At 60.6% G+C, this 22642-nt stretch carries 20 protein-coding genes; 5 read left to right on the top strand and 15 right to left on the bottom strand.

All coding sequences use genetic code 11. The annotated features are described in order from the left end of the window. The 4 genes from A6U87_RS01915 to edd all read left to right on the top strand — a co-directional run bounded on the left by A6U87_RS01915 (window position 1) and on the right by edd (window position 5500). Window positions 1-1299, top strand: a complete 1299-nt coding sequence (locus A6U87_RS01915) for an FAD-binding oxidoreductase (protein WP_065689542.1) — start codon at window positions 1-3, stop codon at window positions 1297-1299. A 133-nt stretch (window positions 1300-1432) separates the two neighbouring features. Continuing rightward, window positions 1433-2908: a glucose-6-phosphate dehydrogenase gene (gene zwf, locus A6U87_RS01910; protein WP_065689541.1), complete on the top strand. Its 1476-nt coding sequence runs from the start codon at window positions 1433-1435 to the stop codon at window positions 2906-2908. 11 nt (window positions 2909-2919) lie between these two features. Then, complete coding sequence (gene pgl, locus A6U87_RS01905) at window positions 2920-3618, top strand: 6-phosphogluconolactonase (protein WP_065689540.1); 699 nt, start codon at window positions 2920-2922, stop codon at window positions 3616-3618. Window positions 3619-3679: 61 nt separating this feature from the next. Then, complete coding sequence (gene edd / locus A6U87_RS01900) at window positions 3680-5500, top strand: phosphogluconate dehydratase (RefSeq protein WP_065689539.1); 1821 nt, start codon at window positions 3680-3682, stop codon at window positions 5498-5500. 95 nt (window positions 5501-5595) lie between these two features. Here the strand turns inward: edd and A6U87_RS01895 are convergent, their stop codons facing one another. The 6 genes from A6U87_RS01895 to A6U87_RS01870 form a co-directional block, all read right to left on the bottom strand. Beyond that, a complete protein-coding gene (locus tag A6U87_RS01895; protein WP_198928651.1) occupies window positions 5596-6003 on the bottom strand; it encodes a hypothetical protein in 408 nt (135 codons plus the stop codon). Window positions 6004-6120: 117 nt separating this feature from the next. After that, the gene (locus A6U87_RS01890) at window positions 6121-7212 is read right to left on the bottom strand and encodes an ABC transporter ATP-binding protein (protein ID WP_065689538.1); all 1092 of its coding nucleotides are present in this window, start codon (window positions 7210-7212) and stop codon (window positions 6121-6123) included. Window positions 7213-7234: 22 nt separating this feature from the next. Beyond that, window positions 7235-8881, bottom strand: coding sequence for an alpha-glucosidase (locus A6U87_RS01885; RefSeq protein ID WP_065689537.1), 1647 nt, complete (start codon window positions 8879-8881; stop codon window positions 7235-7237). Window positions 8882-8917: 36 nt separating this feature from the next. After that, window positions 8918-10081 (bottom strand): carbohydrate ABC transporter permease, encoded by a 1164-nt coding sequence (locus A6U87_RS01880; RefSeq protein WP_065689536.1) that lies wholly within the window; start codon window positions 10079-10081, stop codon window positions 8918-8920. A gap of 1 nt (window position 10082) precedes the next feature. Next, window positions 10083-11096, bottom strand: a complete 1014-nt coding sequence (locus A6U87_RS01875; protein WP_065689535.1) for a carbohydrate ABC transporter permease — start codon at window positions 11094-11096, stop codon at window positions 10083-10085. A 161-nt stretch (window positions 11097-11257) separates the two neighbouring features. Then, entirely contained in the window at window positions 11258-12619 is a 1362-nt protein-coding gene (locus A6U87_RS01870) for an ABC transporter substrate-binding protein (protein ID WP_065689534.1), read from the bottom strand. A 282-nt stretch (window positions 12620-12901) separates the two neighbouring features. Here A6U87_RS01870 and A6U87_RS01865 point away from each other — a divergent pair, with 282 nt between their 5' ends. After that, on the top strand, window positions 12902-13948 hold the full coding sequence (locus A6U87_RS01865; RefSeq protein WP_065689533.1) for a LacI family DNA-binding transcriptional regulator: 1047 nt from the start codon (window positions 12902-12904) through the stop codon (window positions 13946-13948). Here the strand turns inward: A6U87_RS01865 and folD are convergent. The 9 genes from folD to flhA form a co-directional block, all read right to left on the bottom strand. Beyond that, window positions 13927-14826 carry a bifunctional methylenetetrahydrofolate dehydrogenase/methenyltetrahydrofolate cyclohydrolase FolD gene (gene folD, locus A6U87_RS01860; protein ID WP_065689532.1) on the bottom strand — a complete coding sequence of 300 codons (900 nt, stop codon included), beginning with the start codon at window positions 14824-14826 and terminating at the stop codon, window positions 13927-13929. The genes A6U87_RS01865 and folD overlap by 22 nt on opposite strands. Window positions 14827-14951: 125 nt before the next feature. Further along, window positions 14952-16676: a hypothetical protein gene (locus A6U87_RS01855; RefSeq protein ID WP_065689531.1), complete on the bottom strand. Its 1725-nt coding sequence runs from the start codon at window positions 16674-16676 to the stop codon at window positions 14952-14954. A 97-nt stretch (window positions 16677-16773) separates the two neighbouring features. Next, on the bottom strand, window positions 16774-17577 hold the full coding sequence (locus A6U87_RS01850; RefSeq protein WP_065690212.1) for a WecB/TagA/CpsF family glycosyltransferase: 804 nt from the start codon (window positions 17575-17577) through the stop codon (window positions 16774-16776). Window positions 17578-17862: 285 nt separating this feature from the next. Then, a complete protein-coding gene (locus A6U87_RS01845) occupies window positions 17863-18393 on the bottom strand; it encodes a hypothetical protein (protein WP_065689530.1) in 531 nt (176 codons plus the stop codon). Next, on the bottom strand, window positions 18393-18758 hold the full coding sequence (locus A6U87_RS01840; protein ID WP_065689529.1) for a hypothetical protein: 366 nt from the start codon (window positions 18756-18758) through the stop codon (window positions 18393-18395). The genes A6U87_RS01845 and A6U87_RS01840 overlap by 1 nt, the downstream gene beginning before the upstream one ends. An 18-nt stretch (window positions 18759-18776) precedes the next feature. Further along, the gene (locus A6U87_RS01835; protein ID WP_065689528.1) at window positions 18777-19340 is read right to left on the bottom strand and encodes a rod-binding protein; all 564 of its coding nucleotides are present in this window, start codon (window positions 19338-19340) and stop codon (window positions 18777-18779) included. Window positions 19341-19372: 32 nt separating this feature from the next. After that, window positions 19373-19786, bottom strand: coding sequence for a hypothetical protein (locus tag A6U87_RS01830; RefSeq protein WP_065689527.1), 414 nt, complete (start codon window positions 19784-19786; stop codon window positions 19373-19375). Window positions 19787-19791: 5 nt separating this feature from the next. After that, window positions 19792-20544, bottom strand: coding sequence for a flagellar biosynthetic protein FliR (locus tag A6U87_RS01825; protein ID WP_065689526.1), 753 nt, complete (start codon window positions 20542-20544; stop codon window positions 19792-19794). Then, entirely contained in the window at window positions 20541-22628 is a 2088-nt protein-coding gene (gene flhA, locus A6U87_RS01820; protein ID WP_065689525.1) for a flagellar biosynthesis protein FlhA, read from the bottom strand. The genes A6U87_RS01825 and flhA overlap by 4 nt, the downstream gene beginning before the upstream one ends. Between the last annotated feature and the right edge of the window lie 14 nt (window positions 22629-22642).

Genomic DNA, 22642 nt, shown 5'->3' with positions numbered 1-22642 from the left:
ATGACATCGCAAGAGACATGGCAGAGCCCCATTGCGCCCGGCATCTCCTGGTATCAGGCGACTGTTGGCGAACGCCCCACCTATCCTGCGCTCGATGGATCGACGACGTGCGACGTCGCGATCGTCGGTGGCGGTTACACCGGGCTGCAGGCTGCCTATAACCTCGCCAAGGCGGGTGTTTCGGTCGTCCTCATCGAAGGATCCCACTTTGGCGACGGCGCGTCCGGTCGCAACGGCGGACAACTCGGCACCGGCCAGCGTGCATGGCCGGAAGAGCTGGAGGAAACGATCGGCTACGAGCGCTCCAAGGCGCTCTTCAATCTGGCGGAGGCCGCAAAGCGGCATCTGCTGGATTTCGCCACCGAACATCAGATCGAGATCGATTTCATGCCGGGGCAGATGAATGTGTCGCACAAGGAGAGCTACACAAAGTCTTACCAGGAAAATGCGGAAATCGCGGCGCTGCGCTACGACTATCCGCATGTTCGTTTCATGGACAGGCAGGAGACCCAGGAGCGTCTGGGGTCGAAACGCTACTTCTGTGGCGTGCGCGACACCGGCACCGGCCACATCCATCCGCTGAAACTGCTCGTCGGTCTCGCGCGCGTCGCGGCAAATGCCGGCGCGCGGATCTACGAGATGACCAAGGCCACTGCGATCCACCAGGCGAACGGCAAGGTGACGATCGACACGCCGCGCGGACGGATCGTTGCCGACAAGGCGCTGATCGCCTGCAACGGCTACATCGACAATCTGGAGCCGGTCACGGCCAGCCATGTGATGCCGATCCGCTCGTTCATAGGCGCCACGGTGCCTTTGGGCGATCATCCCAAGGTACTGGCTGGCGGTGAAGCGGTTGCCGATTCGCGGTTCGTCGTCCGCTACTTCCGCAAATCCAGGGATGGGCGCCTGCTGTTCGGGGGGCGCGAGGCCTATACATCGGACAACCCTCGCGACATAACGCAGCATATCCGGCGGCAGATCGCGGAGATCTATCCTGAACTCAAGGATATCGAGATCACCCACGCCTGGGGCGCATCCGTCGGCATCACTCTGCCGCGCCAGCCTTTCGTTCGCGAGGTCATGCCTAGCGTAATCTCCATCGGCGGGTATTCCGGCCACGGCGTCATGCTGTCGAACTATTGCGGCAAACTCTACGCGGAAACGGTGCTCGGCAAAACGGCGGACCTGGAGCTCTTCAAATCGCTCAATGTCCCTGCTTTCCCGGGCGGTGCCGCCATGCGTGCGCCGCTGCTTTTCCTGGCGCTCTCGTGGTACGCGCTCCGCGACAAGTTTTAGTCAGATTGCGCATTTCCTCGCGCTGCAATTCGATCTAAAACCGGTTTCCGACAGATTCATTGCAGCGCACACTGGCTTTTTTAAATCGATTAGATTAAAGAGCCAGTACCAAGCATGATTGAGAGACATCCTCATGAGCAGTCAAATCATTCCCGTTGAACCCTTCGATTATGTCGTCTTCGGCGGCAGCGGCGACCTCGCCGAGCGCAAGTTGCTTCCGGCGCTGTATCATCGGCAGATCGAGGGCCAGTTCACCGAGCCGACCCGCATCATCGGCGCCTCCAGAAGCCCGCTGACCCATGAAGAATATCGGAAGTTCGCACAGGATGCCCTGAAGGAGCATCTGAAGAAGGGCGAGTACGACGAGGCCGAGGTCGCGAAGTTCTGCGAACGGCTGTACTACGTGCCTGTCGATGCGCGTTCCGACGCCGGCTGGGACCAGCTCAAGAAGCTTCTCGACGAGGGCAAGGAACGCGTTCGCGCCTTTTACCTGGCTGTCGCACCGGGCATCTTCGGCGATATCTCGCAGAAGATTCATGACCACAAGCTGATTACGAAGACGACGCGCATCGTCGTCGAAAAGCCGATCGGCCGCGATCTCGATTCCGCCCTTCAGCTGAACGACACGATCGGCAGGGTCTTCAAGGAAGAGCAGATCTTCCGCATCGACCACTATCTCGGCAAGGAAACCGTGCAGAACCTGATGGCGCTGCGCTTTGCCAACGCGCTCTATGAGCCGCTGTGGAATGCCAATCACATCGACCATGTGCAGATCACTGTCGCAGAATCCGTCGGCCTCGAAGGCCGCGCGGGCTACTACGACACGGCCGGTGCCCTGCGCGACATGGTGCAGAACCATATCATGCAGCTCGTCTGCCTTGTGGCGATGGAAGTCCCGTCTTCGATGGATTCCGAAGCCGTACGTGACGAGAAGCTCAAGGTGCTGCGCGCGCTGAAGCCGATCAATGCCTCGAATGTCGAGCTGAACACGGTCCGTGGCCAGTATCGCGCCGGCGCTTCCAGCAACGGTCCGGTCAAGGGCTATCTCGAAGAGCTCGAAGGCGGCGTTTCCAACACCGAAACCTTCGTGGCGATCAAGGCCGAGATTGGCAACTGGCGTTGGGCTGGCGTTCCCTTCTACATCCGCACCGGCAAGCGCCTTGCCGGCCGCATGTCGGAGATCGTCATCACCTTCAAGCCGATCCCGCACTCGGTCTTCGACCAGTCGGCAGGCCGCATCAACCAGAACCAGCTGATCATTCGCCTGCAGCCTGACGAAGGCGTCAAGCAGTCGCTGATGATCAAGGACCCAGGCCCGGGCGGCATGCGCCTGCGCAACGTTTCGCTCGACATGAGCTTCGCCGAAGCCTTCTCGGTGCGCAATCCCGACGCCTACGAGCGCCTGCTGATGGACGTGATCCGCTCGAACCAGACGCTGTTCATGCGTCGCGACGAAGTGGAAGCGGCATGGCAGTGGGTCGACCCGATCCTCAAGGGATGGGAATCGACCGGCCAGAAGGTTCAGGGCTACACCGCAGGCACCTGGGGTCCCAGCCAGTCTATCGCGCTCATCGAGCGTGACGGCCGCACTTGGCACGACGACATTTAAGGTAGAGAGCGATGGCAGCGACGATGCACACTTTTGCCAATGCCGCCGAACTGGCGCGCAACCTCGCAGACAAGGTCGCCGCATCGCTTTCGACGGCCATTGCATCACGGGGGACGGCGAGCATCGCCGTTTCCGGCGGCTCGACGCCGAAACTCTTCTTCCAGGAGCTGTCGACGCGAGACCTGGACTGGAGCAAGGTCACGATCACGCTCGTCGACGAACGCTTCGTGCCCGCAGACAATCCGCGCTCGAACCACCTGCTGGTGGCGACCAACCTGCTTCAGAACAAGGCGACCGCAGCGGTCTTCCAACCGCTGTATCAGGCCGCCGGTTCCGTCGAGGACGCCGCCAAGCTCGCGACCACCGCGACACAGGCGATCGGAAATCCGTTCGACGTAGCCATTCTCGGCATGGGTGGCGATGGCCATACGGCATCGTTCTTCCCCGGCGGGAACAATCTTGCCGTGGCACTTGATCCAACGACCCCGCGCGGCATCATTACCATGGATGCGGAAGGTGCCGGCGAGCCTCGCCTGACCTTCACCTTCTCAAGCCTGCAGGACGCCAGGCTGCTCGTGCTTCATATCGAAGGCGAGAGCAAGAAAGACGTGCTGACGAAGGCAGAAGGCAACGGCGACGAGGCAGACATGCCGATCCGCGCCATTCTGCGCCGCGCCGCTTCGCCGGTCGATATCTACTGGGCTCCGTAAGCAGCCAGGCACGGAGCCGGCGAACAGACACATTGAAGACCAGACAAAGGCAGGATCTCCCATGTCCGCTCATTCACGCATTGCTGCGATTACCGCACGTATTGTCGAACGCTCTAAACCGACCCGCGGCGTCTACCTCGAACGCCTGCGCAACGCAGCTTCCAAGGGCGTGAGCCGCTCGATACTTGGCTGCGCGAACCTCGCCCACGGATTTGCCGTCTGTTCCCCCGCCGAGAAGGAGGCCCTCGCGGGCGACCGCGTGGCAAATCTCGGCATCATCACCTCCTACAATGACATGCTCTCGGCCCACCAGCCTTTCGAAACCTACCCGGCGATCATCCGCCAGGCGGCGGCAGAAGCAGGCGGCATCGCCCAGGTGGCAGGCGCCGTGCCCGCCATGTGCGACGGCGTTACCCAAGGCCAGCCCGGCATGGAGCTTTCGCTCTTCTCGCGCGACCTGATCGCGATGGCTGCGGGCGTCGGCCTGTCGCACAACATGTTCGACGCGGCACTCTATCTCGGCGTCTGCGACAAGATCGTTCCCGGCCTGGTGATCGCAGCGCTCTCCTTCGGACACCTGCCTGCCATCTTCGTTCCCGCAGGACCGATGACATCTGGCCTGCCGAATGACGAGAAGTCGCGTGTCCGCCAGCTCTACGCGGAAGGCAAGGTTGGTCGTGCGGAGCTGCTGGAAGCAGAATCCAAGTCCTACCACGGCCCCGGCACCTGCACCTTCTACGGCACTGCCAACTCCAACCAGATGCTGATGGAGATCATGGGCTTCCATATGCCCGGGTCGTCGTTCATCAATCCGGGCACGCCGTTGCGCGAAGCCTTCACGCGCGAAGCCGCCAAGCGCGCGCTTGCGATCACCGCACAGGGCAACGAATACACGCCAGCCGGCGAGATGATCGACGAGCGCTCGATCGTCAACGGCGTGGTCGGCCTGCATGCCACCGGCGGCTCGACGAACCACACCCTTCACCTTGTCGCCATGGCTCGCGCGGCCGGCATCCAGCTGACCTGGCAGGATATCGCCGAGCTGTCCGAGGTCGTGCCGTTGCTGGCGCGCGTCTACCCGAACGGTCTTGCCGACGTGAACCATTTCCATGCCGCCGGCGGCATGGGCTTCCTGATCAAGGAACTGTTGAAGCACGGCCTCGTTCACGAAGACGTCCGCACGGTCTTCGGCCACGGGCTGCAGGCTTACACGATCGATCCGCGCCTCGGCGAGGATGGCGGCATCGTCCGCGAACCGTCGCCCGAAAAGAGCGTGGACCCGAAGGTTCTCGCCAACATCGAAACGCCGTTCCAGGCCAATGGCGGCCTGAAGATGCTGCGCGGCAATGTCGGCAAGGCGGTCATCAAGATCTCCGCGGTCAAGGCCGACCGGCACATCATCGAAGCCCCGGCTATCGTCTTCCATAGCCAGCAGGAGCTGCAGGATGCCTTCAAGGAAGGCAAGCTGAACAAGGATTTCGTCGCCGTCGTCCGGTTCCAGGGCCCGAAGGCCAACGGAATGCCGGAACTGCACAAGCTGACACCGCCGCTCGGCGTGCTGCAGGATCGCGGGTTCCGGGTTGCCCTGCTCACAGATGGCCGCATGTCCGGCGCATCGGGCAAGGTGCCGGCAGCGATCCACGTCACGCCGGAGGCTGTCGATGGCGGACCGATCGCTCGCATCAAGGACGGCGACATCATCCGTCTCGATGCCATCGCCGGCACGCTTGAAGTCCTGGTGGACGCCGCCGATCTGGCAGAGCGGGAATCGGTGGTGGCGGATCTCTCCGACAACGAGTTCGGCATGGGTCGCGAGCTGTTTGCGCCCTTCCGACGCGCTGTCGGCGCTTCCGACCGCGGTGCAAGCGTCCTCTTCCACTGAGGATGCGGCGGCCCGAACGGCCCCGAAAAACAAAAAACCCGCGAGGCTGTCTCGCGGGTTTTGTCATTTAATGGCAAGCTCGAAGGGGACGATCGTCAGCCCCTGATATCAAGCACGCGATCGCGGTGGGCGGGGTGGCTGCTGTAGACGAAGATCTTGTTGAGCTCCTTGTCGGTCAACATGCGCAGGAAGCGGACTTCGACCGTGTTATTCGCGTTCACCCGCGTCAGCATGCAGCCGATCTTGGTGATGCGCGCGTCGGGGAGATCGAGGTAGAACTGCTTCGGAAGATTGAACTGCGTCAGGATCGCAAGGACCGCGCTGCTCTTGGAAATCCGGATGATATCGCAACGCCGGGACGCCATGTTGAGAACGCCCTTCTCCGTATACTCGATACGGGCAGCGTTCATCGTATCCTCCATCTTGAACCGCACTTCGCGGTCGTACATGAAGGATTCTTCCTTGTTCAGAAAATGTCCGGGAAGCTGATTGGATGCAGCCATGGCCGTAGTCCCCTAGAAATGCAATGGGGGAATCTTACCAATCGAACCTTTAACAGAAGGTGAGAGCCGTTCCAATTTGGGCCGTTTTTGATCAACGGCCCAAAAATGGCTGGTGGATTATTTACGGTAGGTACGACCGTCGGCATCGAAGAGATGCAGCTTCGAGCGGTCAGCCGAAAAATGCATCTTCTGGCCGCGCTTCACATCATAGATGCCCGGCAGCTTGACGATGATCGGCTCGCCCTGAACGAGGCCTTCGATGTAGAGCAAGGTGACTTCTCCGAGGGCTTCGACGATCGAGACTTCGCCCTCGAAGAGATAATCGTCCGTCGGGCCGGCGATGCGCAGGTCCTCGGGACGGACGCCGAAGCTGGCCGTCTTGCCCTTTTCGGAGGCGGCGGTCGGGATATCGAGGGTTACCGACTTGCCGCCCGTCAGCGTGACCGTCGTTGTACCGCCGGCCTCGGTGATCGTTGCCGGGATGACGTTCATGGCTGGCGAGCCGATGAACTTGGCGACGAAGAGATTGGCCGGGCGCTCGTAGAGCTCAAGCGGTGCGCCGACCTGCTCGATGTTGCCCGCCGAAAGAACCACGATGCGGTCGGCAAGCGTCATCGCCTCGACCTGGTCGTGGGTGACGTAGATCATCGTCGTATCGGCCATCTGCTCGTTGAGACGCGCGATCTCGATACGCGTGGCGACGCGAAGCGCCGCGTCGAGGTTCGACAAGGGCTCATCGAAGAGGAAGACCTTCGGGTTGCGGCAGATGGCGCGACCGATGGCCACGCGCTGGCGCTGACCGCCGGAGAGCGCCTTCGGGAGGCGATCGAGATACTTGGTGAGCTGCAGGCTCTCGGCTGCCGCGCGAACGCGACGGTCGATTTCCTGCTTGTTCTCACCGGCGATTTTCATGCCGAAGGCCATGTTGTCGTAGACAGTCATGTGCGGGTAAAGCGCATAGGACTGGAAGACCATGGCGATGCCGCGCTTGGACGGCGGAACATCGTTGACCAGCTGGCCATCAATGTACATGTCGCCGCCCGTTATGTTCTCGAGGCCGGCGATCATGCGCAGCAGCGTAGACTTGCCGCAGCCCGACGGACCGACGAAGACTACGAATTCGCCTTCCTTGATATCCAGGTCGATCCCATGGAGCACGTCCACGGAACCATAGGATTTGCGAATGTCCTTGAGCGTCAGTCCAGTCATCTAGTTCCTCCTCCAGAGTCCCTTAGGCAAGGCGAGCGAAATACGCACCCCAAGCCGGAATATCGATCTTGTCGCCATAGTTATTGCTGACGAAACCATGACCCGTCAACGCTTGCCAATCGCCTGCCGGCAAAACAACGTTGCTTTCGACAGGGCTCATGTTGAAGACGCAGAGCAGCTTCTCGTTTCCATGTTCGCGGATGAAGATCAGCACGTCGTCCTGCGGCTCGGCGAACTCGATCTCACCCTTGGCGAAGGCCGGGTACTGCTTGCGGAACGCAAGGAACCGCCGGTAGTGCTCAAGCACCGAGTTCTCATCGCCCTGCTGAACGCTGACCGCGCGCAGGATATGTTCGACCGGAACTGGCAACCACGGCTTGACGGTCGAGAACCCGCCCTGGGCGACCTGGCTGTCCCATACCATCGGCGTGCGGCAACCGTCGCGGCCCTTGAACTCCGGCCAGAACTGGATGCCGTAGGGATCCTGCAGGTCCTCGTAGGCCAGATCAGCTTCGGTCAGCCCCAGTTCCTCGCCCTGGTAGATGCAGACGGAACCGCGCAGAGTCATCAACAGCGAGGCATATTGCTTGGCGAAGGCCTCGCGGTCGGCGACCAGCGAGCCCCAGCGGCTGACGTGGCGCATGACGTCGTGGTTGGAGAACGCCCAGCAGGCCCAGCCATCCGGCGCGGCGGCGGAGAAGTCCTCCATGACTTCCTCGACGCGTTCCGGCGACAACGGATCCGGCGCCAGGAACTCGAAGGCGTAGCACATGTGCATCTTGTCGTTGCCCGACGTGTACTCGCCGACAATCTCCAGCCCGCGCTGGCTGTCGCCGACTTCGCCCACTGCGGCGATCGCCGGAAACTCCTCGAGCACGGCGCGGAACCGCTTCAGGAACTCGATGTTCTCAGGGCGGTTCTTGTCGTAGACGTGTTCCTGGAAATTGTAGGGGTTCACGGCCGGCGCGGTCGACGCGTTGCGCCGCTCGGGCGCGAGCGCCGGGTTGTCGCGCAGCTGCTTGTCGTGGAAGTAGAAGTTGATGGTGTCGAGACGGAAGCCATCGACACCACGCTTCAGCCAGAAACGCACGACGTCGAGCAGGCGATCCTGCACCTCGGGATTATGCAGGTTCATGTCCGGCTGCGAGGTCAGGAAGTTGTGCATGTAGTACTGCATGCGCGTCGGATCCCACGCCCATGCGGAGCCGCCGAAGATCGACAGCCAGTTGTTTGGCGGCGTGCCGTCCGGCTTGGAATCCGCCCAAACGTACCAATCCGCCTTGGCGTTGGTACGGCTGGATCGGCTCTCCACGAACCAGGGGTGCTGATCCGAGCTGTGCGAGATGACAAGGTCGATCATCACGCGAATGCCGAGGCGATGCGCCTCGGCAATCATCGTGTCGAAATCCACCAGCGTGCCGAAGATGGCGTCGACGTTCTCATAATCGGAGACGTCATAGCCGAAATCGCGCATCGGCGACGTGAAGAAGGGCGAGATCCAGATCGCGTCCGCGCCGAGCGACGCCACATGTGGCAGGCGGGCGGTGATGCCCTTCAAGTCGCCGATGCCGTCGCCGTTCGAATCCTGGAAGGAGCGCGGGTAGATCTGATAGATCACCGCGCCACGCCACCAGTCCTTGTCCGCCGTCAAAATGGATTGAGATGCCATGCTCGTTTGGTCCTGTTGGATTGCGTCTTGGGATTTCTAGCCGCCCTTGACCGAGCCCGAGAGCAGGCCACGCACCAGATAGCGCTGCAAGGCGAAGAAGACGAGCAGCGGTACGATGATGGTGACGAATGCCGAGGCCGTCAGGATTTCCCAGTTGCCGCCGCGCGAACCGAGGAGCGCATTCAAGGCTCCGGTCAGCACGAGGTGGTCCCTGTCGGTGCCGAGGAAGACCATGGCGACAAGCAGGTCGTTCCACACCCAGAGGAACTGGAAGATCGCGAAGGACGCGAGCGCCGGGAAGGACAAGGGCAGTACGATACGGGTGAAGATTTCAAAGTCGCTCGCGCCATCGACGCGTGCCGATTCGATAATCTCCCTCGGCAAGCCCGCAATGTAGGAGCGGAGCAGATAGATGGCGAGCGGCATGCCGAAGGCGGTGTGCGCAAGCCAGATGCCGGGGTAGGTCTTGGACGGCGCATCGAGCAGCATCCCGACGTGATTGTAGAGGCGCAGAAGTGGAATAAGCGACATCTGCAGCGGTACCACAATCAGTCCGACCACGAGCGCGATGAGCAGAGCACGACCTGGGAACTCCATCCAGCTCAATGCGTAGGCGGCAAAGGCAGCGATCAGGATCGGGATAATCGTTGCCGGGATCGTAACCGTGAGCGAGTTGATAAAGGACTGCCCGATGCCTTCGCTGGTGAGAACGTTCCGGTAGTTCTGCAACGTGAATTCCGGAGGCGTGGCGACTGAAATGTAGACGCGTCGGCCACCGTCGTCCGGGCCGAAGGCGGCGGGTTTCGTATAGCGATAGCTGCCGTCCTCGTTGACTGTGAGCGATAGGCCGTCGCCGAGATCAGCTGTCTCGCCGGCCTTGTAAGCGGACGGCTGTTGGACACGCGTGCCGAAGGCGCGGATCGAGCGACCCTGTTGCCCTTCGAGAACATTGCCTGAAATGACGTAGACGGCACCGTCCTGCTTCTGCTGGTCCGGTTGGCCAAGGCGCGACGCGACCGTGCGGGAGGAGCCGGCGAATGCCGTCCACCAACCCGAGGAAACAAGCTGGTCCTTGTCTCGCAAGGCACTGACGAAGATGCCGAGCGTCGGTATCAGCCAGATGATGACGATGACGAGCACCGCGAAGTGAACGAAAAGACGGGCTGGGCCGATCTTGAAGAAACTACCTGACAGGGTCATCTCAATGGCCTCCCAGCTCGCGGTTCGCACGGCGAACGTTCCAGACCATGATCGGCGTCACAGCCAGCATGATGATCAGCGCGATGACAGCGCTTCGTCCGCTGTCGCCGCCGCCCCTGAACAGCCAGTTGAACATCAGGTTCGCGAGCACCATCGAATTCCACTGCCCGTTCGTCATGGTGAGCACGATGTCGAAGACCTTCAGCACGAGGATGGTGATGGTCGTCCAGACGACGGCGATCGTACCCCATACCTGCGGCACCATGATGCGCCAGAAGATCTGCCAACCGTTGGCGCCATCGATGACGGCAGCCTCGATCGTCTCCTCGGGAATGCCGCGCAGGGCTGCGGACAGGATGACCATGGCAAAGCCGGTCTGGATCCAGATGAGGATGATCATCAGGAAGAAGTTGTTCCAGAAAGGCACCGAGATCCACACCTGCGGGGTGCCGCCAAACAGCTGTACGATCGCGTTCAGAAGACCGATCTGCGTGTCGTTGCCGCCGCGGTACTCGTAGATGAACTTCCAGATGACCGAGGCACCGACGAAGGAGATCGCCATCGGCATGAAGACGATGCTCTTGGCGATATTGCCCCACCAGATGCGGTCGGTCATGACGGCGATGACAAGGCCGAAGAAGGTGCAGGCCGCCGGCACGACCGCCAGCCAGAGAATGTTGTTGAAGATCGACTGGCGGAACTCGCGGTCGCTCACTGCCCACTTGTAGTTGGCGAGACCGACGAACTCGGCGCCGGAGCGATCATAAAAGGACAGGATCAGCGTCGCGACGACGGGATAGACCAGATAGACGACCAGCAGGAAGAGCGCCGGAAACAGGAACAGCCACGGGCGGATCACCGAACGGCGGTTCAGGTTCTGCGACGCCGTGCGGATGTCGCCATCCTTCACGGGAAGCGCCAGATCCAGGATCTTGTTCGAGAAATAGAAATAGGCCGAGCATGCGAAAACCGCGACGACCACAACCCCCAAAGCGGAAACTATCTGCGATAGCATTCGTCCCTCCCCTGCTACCCTTGTCTATCTCAGGGCTAAACCGCCGGTGCGCTTGCGAATGACTTGGCACATAAGGCGGCGATGGCCGGAGCTTATGAGAGCACCCGGCCAGGCATTGCGACCATGCCGCCGAAACCGGCGGCATGGATATTCAGGCGATGTTACTTGATGCCATCCCAGGCGCTCTGGATTTCCTTGGCGGTGTCTTCAGCAGACTTGCCACCAACGAAATCGACCATGCCGGTCCAGAATGCACCCGCGCCGATCTTGCCCGGCATCAGGTCGGAACCGTCGAAGCGGAATGTGGTGGCGGTCGTCAGGATCTCGCCTTCCTTCTTCATCTGGTCATTGGCGTAAGCCGCCGTGTTGACACCCTTGTAAGGCGTCAGGAAGCTCGACTGAGCCATCCAGACTTCATGGGCGATCGGCGTCTTCAGGAAGTCGACGAAGGCACGAGCAGACTTGGAATCCTTGGCGATCGTGACCAGCGTGCCTGCGCCGAGAACCGGCTTGCCCAGATCCGCATGCGACGCGTAGGTCGGCATGTAGAAGAAGTCAGCATCCTGACCGAGCTTCGTGCCTTCAGGGAAGAAGGATGGAATGAACGATGCCTGGTGGTGCAGGTAGCACTTCGGCGGCACGCCGAAGAGACCCTTCGGGCTGTCGCGGAAGTCGGTCGCTGCAACAGCGGCAACGCCACCGTCGACATACTTCTCGTTCTTGGCGAACTTACCGAACTCCTCAATCGCGGCAACAACGGCCGGATCGGTGAACTTCACTTCATTGGTCGTCCACTTGTCGTAAACATCAGGCTTCTGCGTGCGCAGCATGATGTCTTCGATCCAGTCGGTTGCCGGCCAGCCCGTCGCGCCACCCGAACCGAGACCGATGCACCACGGAACGCCGCCGTCCTTGACGATCTGATCCGTCAGGGCATGCAGCTCTTCCATCGTGGTCGGGACCTTATAGCCCGCTTCCTTAAAGTTTTCAGGCACGTACCAGACAAGCGACTTCACGTCGGCCTTGTAAGGGAATGCATAGAAGGCTTCCTTGCCATCCTTGCCCTTGTAGGTGCCGTAGCCGACCCAGCTGTCGCCGGCGCCATAGTTATCCTTGACCCACTTGGATGTATCGTCGCCGAGGGGCGTCAGGAAGCCCTTGCTTGCAAGGTCCGCCAGAAGGCCAGGCTGCGGCAGGATCGCGACATTCGGCGGAGAGCCGGCCTGCGTATCGATAACGATCTGCTGCTCGTAGTTTTCCGAGGACGAGTACTTGGCGTCGATGCCGGTCGCTTCGGTGAAATAGGCGAGAATGCTGCGGAAGAACGCTTCGTCTTCGCCGCGCCACGGTCCGAAGATCGTCATCTCCTGGCCCTTGAGATCGGCATGGGCCGCCTTGAACTCGTCGTAGCTCTTCCAGTTGAACTTCGAATCTTCGCCCGGCGCGAACTTCAAATCAGCAGCGGAAGCGGCACCGGCAAAAAGCGCCGCAACGGCGACGCTCACCAAGAATGACTTTTTCATGTGATCAACCTCCCATCACAATCCTAATCACGCCCTGCAACTATTCGAATATAATTCCAAAGCGCTTTGACACCCCACTCATTTCACCGTCGGCGGAAAAGAGTCAAGCCATTTCGCAAAAACTGCCTTATCACGCCCAACTATCGCAGCGCAGCAATGCTTCCATCGGAATATGGAGCGATTTTTCTTGAGTCAAGCGGCGCAACTGCTACATAATTAAAAGCGCTTTGGATGCATTTGGGAGAGGATGACACCCAAAGCGAGTGGGAGGAAGCATAACACGTGAACCTCAAACAGCTATCAGAATTGCTCGGTCTGTCGCAGACGACGGTGAGCCGTGCGTTGAACGGTTATCCCGAGGTCAACGAGGCAACGCGCGAACGCGTGCTGCAGGCGGTGAAGGAAACGGGCTATAGGCCCAACAAGGCTGCCCAGCGGCTCGCGACCGGCAAGGCCGGCTCGATCGGGCTTGTCATGCCAACCGCCCCCGACCACTATTCCGACGTTCATTTCGGCGAGTTTCTGACGGGGCTCGGGGAGGAGGCGGTTCGGCACGATTTTCACTTCGTCATCATGCCGGCTGACCCCAATGACGAGGTCGGCGCCTTGCGACGACTGGCCATCAGCGGCAACGTCGACGCCTTGTTCGTCGCCTATATGCGCGGCCACGATCCACGCCTGCCGATGCTGAAGTCGCTTTCCATGCCGTTTCTGGTACACGGGCGCTCCTTCGGCTCCGAGCCCGATTACCCCTATCTCGACATCGACAACGAGGGCGCCTTCTATGACGCCGCGCGGCTGCTGCTCCAACTCGGACACACGCGGTTCGCACTTCTGAACGGTCCAGCGCATCTCGATTTTGCCATCCGTCGCAAGAACGGCCTAGTGGCGGCGCTCGCCGAGCGAGGCCTCGAGCTCCCCGAAGACTGCGCCAGCCACACAACGATGACCGACGAGCACGGGCAGTTCGCAACGGAACGCTTTCTGCAATTGCCGGATCGTCCGACAGCAATCCTCTGTTCAAGCACGGTTCTGGCGCTCGGCGCCATTCGCGCCGTCAATCAGGCCGGACTGAAGCTTGGCGAAGACATTTCGCTCATCGCCCACGACGACGTGCTGCCGCATCTAAGGCCGGAAAACTTCTCGGTGCCGTTGACCACCACACGCTCATCGCTGCGCGCAGCCGGCATCCGGATTGCCCAGCGACTGATCGCAACGGTGAAGCAGGACGCCCCCTACCCCGAACAGGAACTTTGGAAAACCGAGCTGATCGTCAGGGCCTCGACGGGCCCTGTCCCTCGGCAGGATCAGAACTTGGGTGGCGTCTGACCGGCTGAACGGTGAGCCGCAACGACGGTATTGGCCATCAGCATCGCGATCGTCATCGGCCCGACGCCACCGGGAACGGGAGTGATGACGTCCGCGACCCTTGCCGCCTCGTCGAACGCGACATCGCCGACCAGGCGGGTCTTGCCCTCGCCCTTTTCAGGCGCTGGAATACGATTGATGCCCACATCGATGACCGTTGCACCGGGCTTTACCCAATCCGCCTTCACCATTTCGGGGCGACCGACGGCGGCCACCAGAATGTCGGCGTTGCGGCAAACCGCCGGCAAGTCCTTGGTGCGGGAATGGGCAACGGTTACGGTGGCGTTCGCGTTCAGCAGAAGCTGCGCCATCGGCTTGCCGAAAAGGTTCGAGCGGCCGATCACGACGGCATTCAGGCCCGACAGATCTTCGCCATGCGTCCGACGCACGAAAACCATGGCACCGGCGGGCGTGCAGGACACAAGACCGGTTTCCAGATCGCCGGTCGCAAGTTTGCCGGCGTTGACGACATGCAGGCCGTCCACGTCCTTCTCCGGCAGGATCGACTGGATGATCGGCTCAGATTTCAGGTGCTTCGGCAGCGGCAGCTGAACAAGGATGCCGTGAATCGAGGGATCAGCGTTGAGCGTCGTAACGAGCGCCGCCAGCTCCTCCTGGGTCGTCTCGACCGGCAAGGTATGCTGTATCGACTTGAAGCCGCATTCCTTTGCCATCTTGCTCTTGGAATTGACATAGGCGTGGCTGGCCGGATCGTCACCGACGATCACGACAGCAATACCCGTCTGGACGCCACTTTGCTTGTGAAGGGCCGATGCGGACGCCTTGACCGTTTCAATTACGGAAGCCGCGACCTGTTTACCGTCGATTACTGTCGTCAAGACTGTCTCCTGCCCTTGCTTTCGCTCATCTTAGCCGGTGGCGTTCAGCGCTATTTGCCTGTCCACGCCCTATCCTGCTTAAAACGACAAATGCAAGAACAATCGTGCCGCAGCCAAGACGGAATTCACGATGCCGCAGCGTAGGATTTCAGCTTTTCCCGCATGACCGAGAGCTCCGTGCGGAGAACCTCAATTTCGTCAGGAGTACCGGTTTCCAGGCTTGGTGCCGGCATGTCGAGATATGGCTCGGCAACGACAGCGTCGGTGATCGGCTTCGCCGTCGGCTTGTTCTTTGCCTGGCGCCAGGTCGCGGCGATGCCGAAGACCAGGCCAGCCAGGGCGCCAAGAACAGGCGCCGTCCACGGGCCGCGGCCGGACGATACCGCGGTGATCTGCGGCGCCCCGGCAAGCGAGAGGTGCCCGGCTTCGGACGAGAGGCTACCCGTCTGAATATTGTCTTCCATGCGCGTGTGCGCGGCGTTGGCCTTGTCGCGCAGTTCGGTCAATTTCGCGACGTCAACACCAGTATCGCGGCTCTGTGCGATCAACGTGTTGCGACGATCGTTCAGCGCTCGCTTCGCCGCAGCCGCGGATTTCGCATCGTTGCCGGCATCTCGTTGCAAGCGCCCGAGCTCAGCCGTGATCGCCGTGGTCAGCCCATCCACCTCGGCCTGCTGTGCCAGCAGCCGTGGATGCCTTGGGCCTAGGCTCGCGGCGAGCTGAGCGAGCGTACTTTTTGCAAGCGCATACTTGCTGCGCTGCCCTTCGAGCGAGGGCGACATGGTTTCGGGCGGCAGCGCACCGGCCAGGACATCGCCCAGTTTGGCGGCACCGAGGCGATCCGCCCTGCCCTTGGCGTCCAGCAGCCGTTGATCTGCCGCCTTGAGCTCCGCGTCAGCATCGGCAATCTGCTGCTGCAGGCTGACGGCGACTTTGACATTGCCTTCGCCGCTGCTCTGCGTAAAGGCGGCGAGCGCTTGCTGTGCCTCGTCATTTGCCTTCTTCAGCGCACCGTCTTCCGTGTGGTTGGCATCGACGGGCCGAGCGATCGTCGATGCGAAGTAGGCCGCAATCTTCGAGGACTTGGCGGCAGAGGCTGTGACGACCTTGAAACCGATCGTTTGTCCTGCCGCATCCGTCGTGGCTTGAACGGCGGCGGCGAGCGATGCCTCGGCGCGCGAGAGCGGATCGGCGGCGGCACCACTGGCAGAGAGGAGGTCGACTGCCACGGTCAGCGCATCCGAACCAGAGGCGGCGAATTCCGGATCGCGTTCGAGCTGCAGCGCAGTCACAGCAGCGGCAATCGCCCGTCGGGACAGGAGTGCCTTCTCGGCTGACCGGGCGAATGCCATACGCGTATCAGCGGGCGCGTCGACCTTGAAGACGGCGTCGGCCTGGTACCGAGATGGCTCGACCGGCATCAGCGCACCGCCGGCAGCACCCGCGGCACACAGAAGGCCGACGATCGCGCACGACCTCGCATAAGCCGAACGCCCTGTTGTCTTCGGCCGTGCGACGGCGGCGGTCCGAAGGTCCATCGCGTGCGTTTCTTGAATGACGGCTGGTGGCTCGACGGTGAGCGGCTCGGCCGTTGTGCCGACATCATTTGCCGCTTCGATGCGCTTACCCAGGATGGTCTCGATTCGGCTGACCAATGGCTGGTGATCGGGCGCAAGCTCCTGCTGTTCGCGCTGGGCCTGCAATGTCTTCTCGATGACGCGAAGCAGTTGCGCCTCCGGAGAGGCGGCCGACCAACCCTTGTCTTCAGAAGCCGGCGCGCCAGCGTGCCCCTGCCCGCGGGATGCCGCAGCGTTTGAAAGGGGCAGCCGTTTCGAATGGTGGTCGCGCATCGCCAGATCTCATGCGTAGAACGATCGATCCCCAGCCGCGATTGCGGATGGTTAATCGACCTTAAACATTCTTGGCAAAGAAATGGTTAACCGGCGATCAGTGGCGATAGGTCGACGATTGCCCCAGAATGCGGCCGCGACGGGTGAAGCGGTACTGCAGGACAAAGTACAGGAAGAGCGGAATGCCGAGAACATATCGACGCCACAGACGGGTCGGCTCCTGCATCAGCCGATAGGCCCACTCCATGCGCATCATCCGCACAGCTTTCGGGGCGCGCGGAATGCTGCCGGAGACGAAATCGAACAGGGCGCCGACCGTGAGAACCAGACGGGCGTGATCTGCGCGAATATGCCGTGCCGCCCATTTTTCCTGGAGCGGCGTACCCATGCCGACGATGATGATGTCGAACTTCTGGCGATCAAGCTCGCTGGTGATGGCGACAGGGTTGTCCTTGTCGAAGAAACCGTCTGAGACGACCACAAACTCGTGCCAGGGCGCATGGCGGTGGAAGTTTGCAGCGGCGGCTTCGACGACCTCGCGCCGACCGCCGATCAAGCCGATACGGCGTGGCTGCTCCATGAACGTCAGCAGCGCCGGCACGAAATCCGTCCCGTTCAGGTTGGCCGGGAACGGAGAACCGTGCTCGATCTGCGAAGCGATGTTGAGACCGATGCCATCAGGGAGCACGAGGTTTTGCGCGAGAATGCCGCGATACTCGCTATCGCGCAGCGTCATCAGGATATTGTGGGCGTTCACGAATGAAATCGACGTCTGTCCGACCGGCATCGAGATCAGCTCGTTGATGAAGACCAGCGCGTCATCCCATCCAAGGTCGCAAACCGGCAGATCGAAAATCGTGCGACGCGACGACAGGACGGCGAAGTTCGCAATCAGATTCATGCCTGCATCCTGACGATAGTGCTTCATGCGTTCAGCTTCCCGGGCAACAAAGGACTTGATCCACGCCGGGAAGCTCCCGAGCGCGTCCGCCTGGGATTGTGTGAGTCCACGCCAGAAGCGCACACGTCAGCCCATCAAGGGAGCTTATAGCAACGGAAATTCAAACAACCTTTAGGAAAACCCATTGAATTCGCTGGCGTTATTCAAGGAAGTGTTAACCATGCAAGAGAAGGCAGAAACGCAAAACGGCGCCAGAGGCGCCGTTCATGGGAAAAGCCATTGCCACTATTCCGTGGCGGGATCCTTGACCGCCTGGGGAGCAACGACGTTGACCGGCTTGCCGGTCTTCTTCTGCTGGCCCGTTTCACTGGCCTTGACGTCTTCCTTCGAAAGATAGTCGAGCTGCTCCAGCATCACCTGCTCGATATATTCGCCGCCGAGATGCTGGTTCAGGTCCTTCTTGATCATGTCGCGGAAGGCCTGCGGATCAAACGCCTTCATGTTCGCAACGTCGACCATCTTGTTGCCGACGAGCAGCGTGAACAGCTCATCGGTGGTCATTTCGGTCAGCGGCAGCGAAGCGTTCTTGACCAGATCCTTGTTGATCATGAACGAGACTTTTCCCAGGAAGTAGCCCGAAACCGCACCGTCATGAACGATGGGAACGGTGATACTCTCGCCCTTCACAAGCTCAAGCTGGCTCTGCTTGGACTCATCCGGCGCCGGCGCAGGGGCCGTCGCCAGGTGCACCGAAAAATAGACCGATGCCAGCGTAACCGCGCAGACCCAGACACCTGTGAGAACAAGCTTAATCATCAGGCATCACGCGCTACGAATTGCTCTTGCGAGTAGGTGCCGTCGGCATCCGCGTCCTGGACAGCATTCTTCAGCAGGTCGGCAACAGTGCGCACGGCTTCCAGATGAGCCTCGACGCGGCGCGCATTCAGCACGAGTTTCTTCTTCAGGCCGTGCAACTGGTCGAGATGCGAAGCGGCCAATTCCTTGGGATCGGTATCGCGGAACAGCATCGAGAGCTCGTAAAGGCAACGGCTCTTGTGTGCATTCGATACCTTGAGATCGAACTGCGGATCGTTGCCGATGCGCGTATTCTCGTTCTCGATGATCATTTCCAGGCGTCCAAGAACCGATTTGATGCGGTATTCGTTCGAGATTATTTCCATGTCTTTTCCTCGATTTTCTTAGGCGTCGTTGGCGGACTTGTTGTCCGCAGTGGGTGTACCGAAAGTCTTGCGCTGGAATTCGTCGACCATGCTGAGCGCAACACTGCGATCGTTCTGGTCGGCGGAGGCGTTGACGACCCGGCCTTCCTGCTTCTTCAGCGCGTCGTGATAAAGCTGCTTGGCGACGCCGATGCCTTCGCCCTTGGAGATCTCGTTGCCGAGCTGCTCGGCCATCATGCCCTTCCAGATATCTCCGGTGGCGCCTTTGCCGTAGACGTCTTCGCTGTCGCTGGGCAGCATGTTCTTGATGAAGTTCTGCAGGACCATCGCTTCGAACTTGCGATAGGTCTGCGGAATTTCTTCCGTCTTGGCGCGGTTCTTGGTGTCGCCGAGACCGGTCTTGCCCGTCGCGCGATCGAGCACGTCGACCGCCGACGTAAAGCCATTGCCTGCTTCGGCAAGGCTGTTGGCCGCAAACGCCGCCTGGTTCGCCTTCAGTTTTTCCTGGGCCGCCTGGACCTCAAGCGGGTCGGCAGCTTTGACAACATCCAGGACCAGATCACTCGGAGGTGAAATAGCCAAGTCACAATCCTCTTGATTTAAGATCGTGACGATTATGATTTTTGAAGCTTGCTGGAGGCTGGTGTACCGAATTTTTGATCGATGAGATCATATACCGCGTTGTCGTCGGACTCTCGCCGTTCGCCGTCGACCGCCTCGCGCATGTTGTCCTCGAGGCGGTCGCCCTTGGCACGCTCCTGCCGGACGCGCATCTCGTGCACCTCCTGCATGCCGTTCAGCTGCTTGTCCTTGATTCCCAGCCGGTTGAACCGATCCGCATAACTCTGGGAGAATGCATGGTGCACGGGATCCATCGAGCCAAGCGCCAGGACGACGTTGTCAATCTGGTTATTGACCTCAGCGCGCTGGCGGCTGGTTTCGGCAAGATCATACTCCGCCATCTGTTCGAGATGACGCTGTACCGCGACTAGGCGCTTGAGTTTTTGCGAGCGTGTTTTTTCCGCCATGGCCCCTACCTGCCGACAAAGACGCTGGCGAACGACTGGCCGAATTGGCTGATCAGCGCCGCCACGGAGAAATAGAACAGGAACAGACCGCCCATGAGCAGGTACGGCGTCGAGATGAAGTAGACAGGAATCTGCGGCGCCAGCTTGTTGATGAAGCCGATGGCGATGTTGAACAACAGGCCGTAGATCAGGAACGGGCTGCAGAGCCGCAACATGATGAAGGTCGTGGACGACAGCGTATCCGTGAACGATATCAGCGTAGCGCGCATCTGGATGAGGCCGCCGAAGGGCATCGATGTGTACGAATCGATCAACGCCCGAAAGACGATGTGATGGAAATCCATCATGAACAGGATCATCATGCCTGCGAAGGTGACGAAGCCGGAAAGCGCGCTTTCTGCCGTATCTTCGAAAATGTCGCCGGCGCTCGGCTGGGTATAACCAACCATCATGCCCATGATGCTGGCCGCAAATTGCAGACCGAGCGTATAGAGGCGGGCAAGCATGCCGAACATCACACCGATCAGCGCTTCGCTGAAGATGAAGCCGATGTAGGTGGCGCTCGAGGTGTGAACGGCAGGATAGACCGTATCCCAGAGCACCGGCATGATCGCAAGCGAGAGAGCCGCACCGATGAAAACCCGCAAGATCATGGGAACGCGAGCCGACGAAAAGCCAGGCATCGCCAGGATGCAGCCGCCGATCCTGCAGAAAACCAGGAAAAGCGCCAGCACGGTCCCTTGCGGGTCAGTTATCATGAAATAGAGCCCAGAATCTTTATCTCGATGCCCTTGGCGAGCTCCACATGCGAAAGGACGGGAAGCGTTGCGAACAGCCGTTCGATGATCATGCGCACATAGGATCGTGTTTCCGGCGACGTGACAAGGGCGAAAGGCAGTCCGCGGTCCATGAATTCACGGATAACTGTTGTCGCCTCTTCGCTGAATTCTTCCAAGAGCCGCGGATCGATGTCGAATTCGACCACTTCGCCCTTGTTGTCGCGCTTCAGCGCCTGGTGGAAGGCGAGATCCCACTTGCTGCCGAGTCGCAGGACGCGCAGCACACCGTTATCCGCAAGGTCGCCGCAAAGCTGCTGAGCCATGCGCACGCGAACGTGCTCGACGATCTGTTCGGTCTTGCGCACATGCGGCGCCAGTTCGGCGACGGCTTCGAGAATGAGATGCAGGTTGCGGATCGAGACGCGCTCGGCAAGCAGCAGCTTCAAGACCGCCTGCAGGCCGGAATAGGACATATGCGAGGAGCAGATTTCGTCCGCAAGCTTCTTGTACTCAGGATCGAGCCGATCGATCAGAACCTTGACGTCCTTATACGAGAGCAGCGCCGGCAGGTTGTTGCGAATGACTTCGCTCATATGCGTCAGGACGACCGAGACGTTGTCGATCGGCTGGAAGCCTTCGCGCTTGAGATCCTCGGTAAATGCCTCGAGCACCGACACGGCAGGCATGCCGAATGCGGGTTCGCGAATCTCGTCGCCCGGGATCCGCGGCTTGCGGCCGGAGCCGGTCACGACAAGCACTTCGCCGACACGCAGCGCGTTCGAGGCAACCGTCGTGCCGTGAATCCGGATCTGGTAGGATTTTTCGGAAATCGCGATGTCGTCGGTGACCTTGATCTCGGGAACGACGAAGCCGTACTGCGTCGCGAACTTCTTGCGCATCTTGCCGACACGGAAGGCGAGTTCCTGGTGAGCGCCGAGCAGGCGGGTGGAGACCATCTTGCCGAGCGCGAGTTCGATCTCGGAGGTGCGCAGCACCGACTTGACGGAGTCCTTTTCCAGCTCCTTGTTCTGGACGACGCTCTTTTCTTCCTGTTCGCGGCGCGCCTTGTTTTCAGCTTCGGCCTGGCGCGGGATGAACCAGCTACCGAAGGCGAGCAGACCGCCAAGGACCATGAAAGGCAGGAACGGCAGGCCGGGCATCAGGCCTAGGATAACCATGAGGACGGCCGAGACCGACAGAGCGCGCGGATAGCCGCTCAGCTGATCGACAACAGCCTTGTCGGTCGAACCGGTGTTGCCGCCGCGCGACACGAGAAGACCGGCTGCGAGCGACACGATAAGGGCCGGCATCTGCGAGACGAGGCCGTCGCCGACGGAGAGCTTGACGAAAACGTCGGCTGCTTCGCCGATCGGCATGCCATGGCGGAAGTAGCCGATGATGATGCCGCCGAAGACGTTGATGCAGGTGATCAGCAGGCCGGCGATCGCATCGCCTCGCACGAACTTGGACGCACCGTCCATGGCACCGAAGAAGGAGCTTTCTTCCTCGAGTTCCTTACGGCGGCGCTGGGCTTCCTTCTCGTCGATGATGCCGGCCGAGAGGTCAGCGTCGATCGACATCTGCTTGCCGGGGATGGCGTCGAGGGTGAAGCGCGCACCGACTTCCGCGATACGTGTCGCACCCTTGGTGATGACGATGAAGTTGATCGTGATCAGGATCAGGAAGACGATCAGACCGATGACGAAGTCGCCGGACATGACGAGGCTTGCAAAGCCCGCGATCACGCCGCCAGCGGCGTTATGTCCTTCGTTGCCGTGCGAAAGGATGACGCGCGTCGTCGCAATGTTCAGCGACAATCGCGTCATGGTCGCGATCAGCAGGATGGTCGGAAATGACGAGAAATCGAGAGGCTTCTGGATCCAGAGCGAGACCATCAGGATCAGCACCGAGAACGCGATCGAGAAGGCCAGGCCCATATCGATCAAGAACGGCGGGATCGGCAGGAAGAGCACGCAGATAATCAGGATGATGCCGAGGGCAAATCCGATATCGCGGAGGCTAGGTCCGGCTTTCGGGAGGGGAAGTGCAGGAGGTTGCGCCATTTCGATTCCGTCTC

Source organism: Rhizobium sp. AC44/96, from assembly GCF_001692185.1.
In the GTDB taxonomy this organism is placed as follows: Bacteria; Pseudomonadota; Alphaproteobacteria; order Rhizobiales; family Rhizobiaceae; genus Rhizobium.
This window is presented reverse-complemented; position numbering and strand designations above follow the sequence as displayed.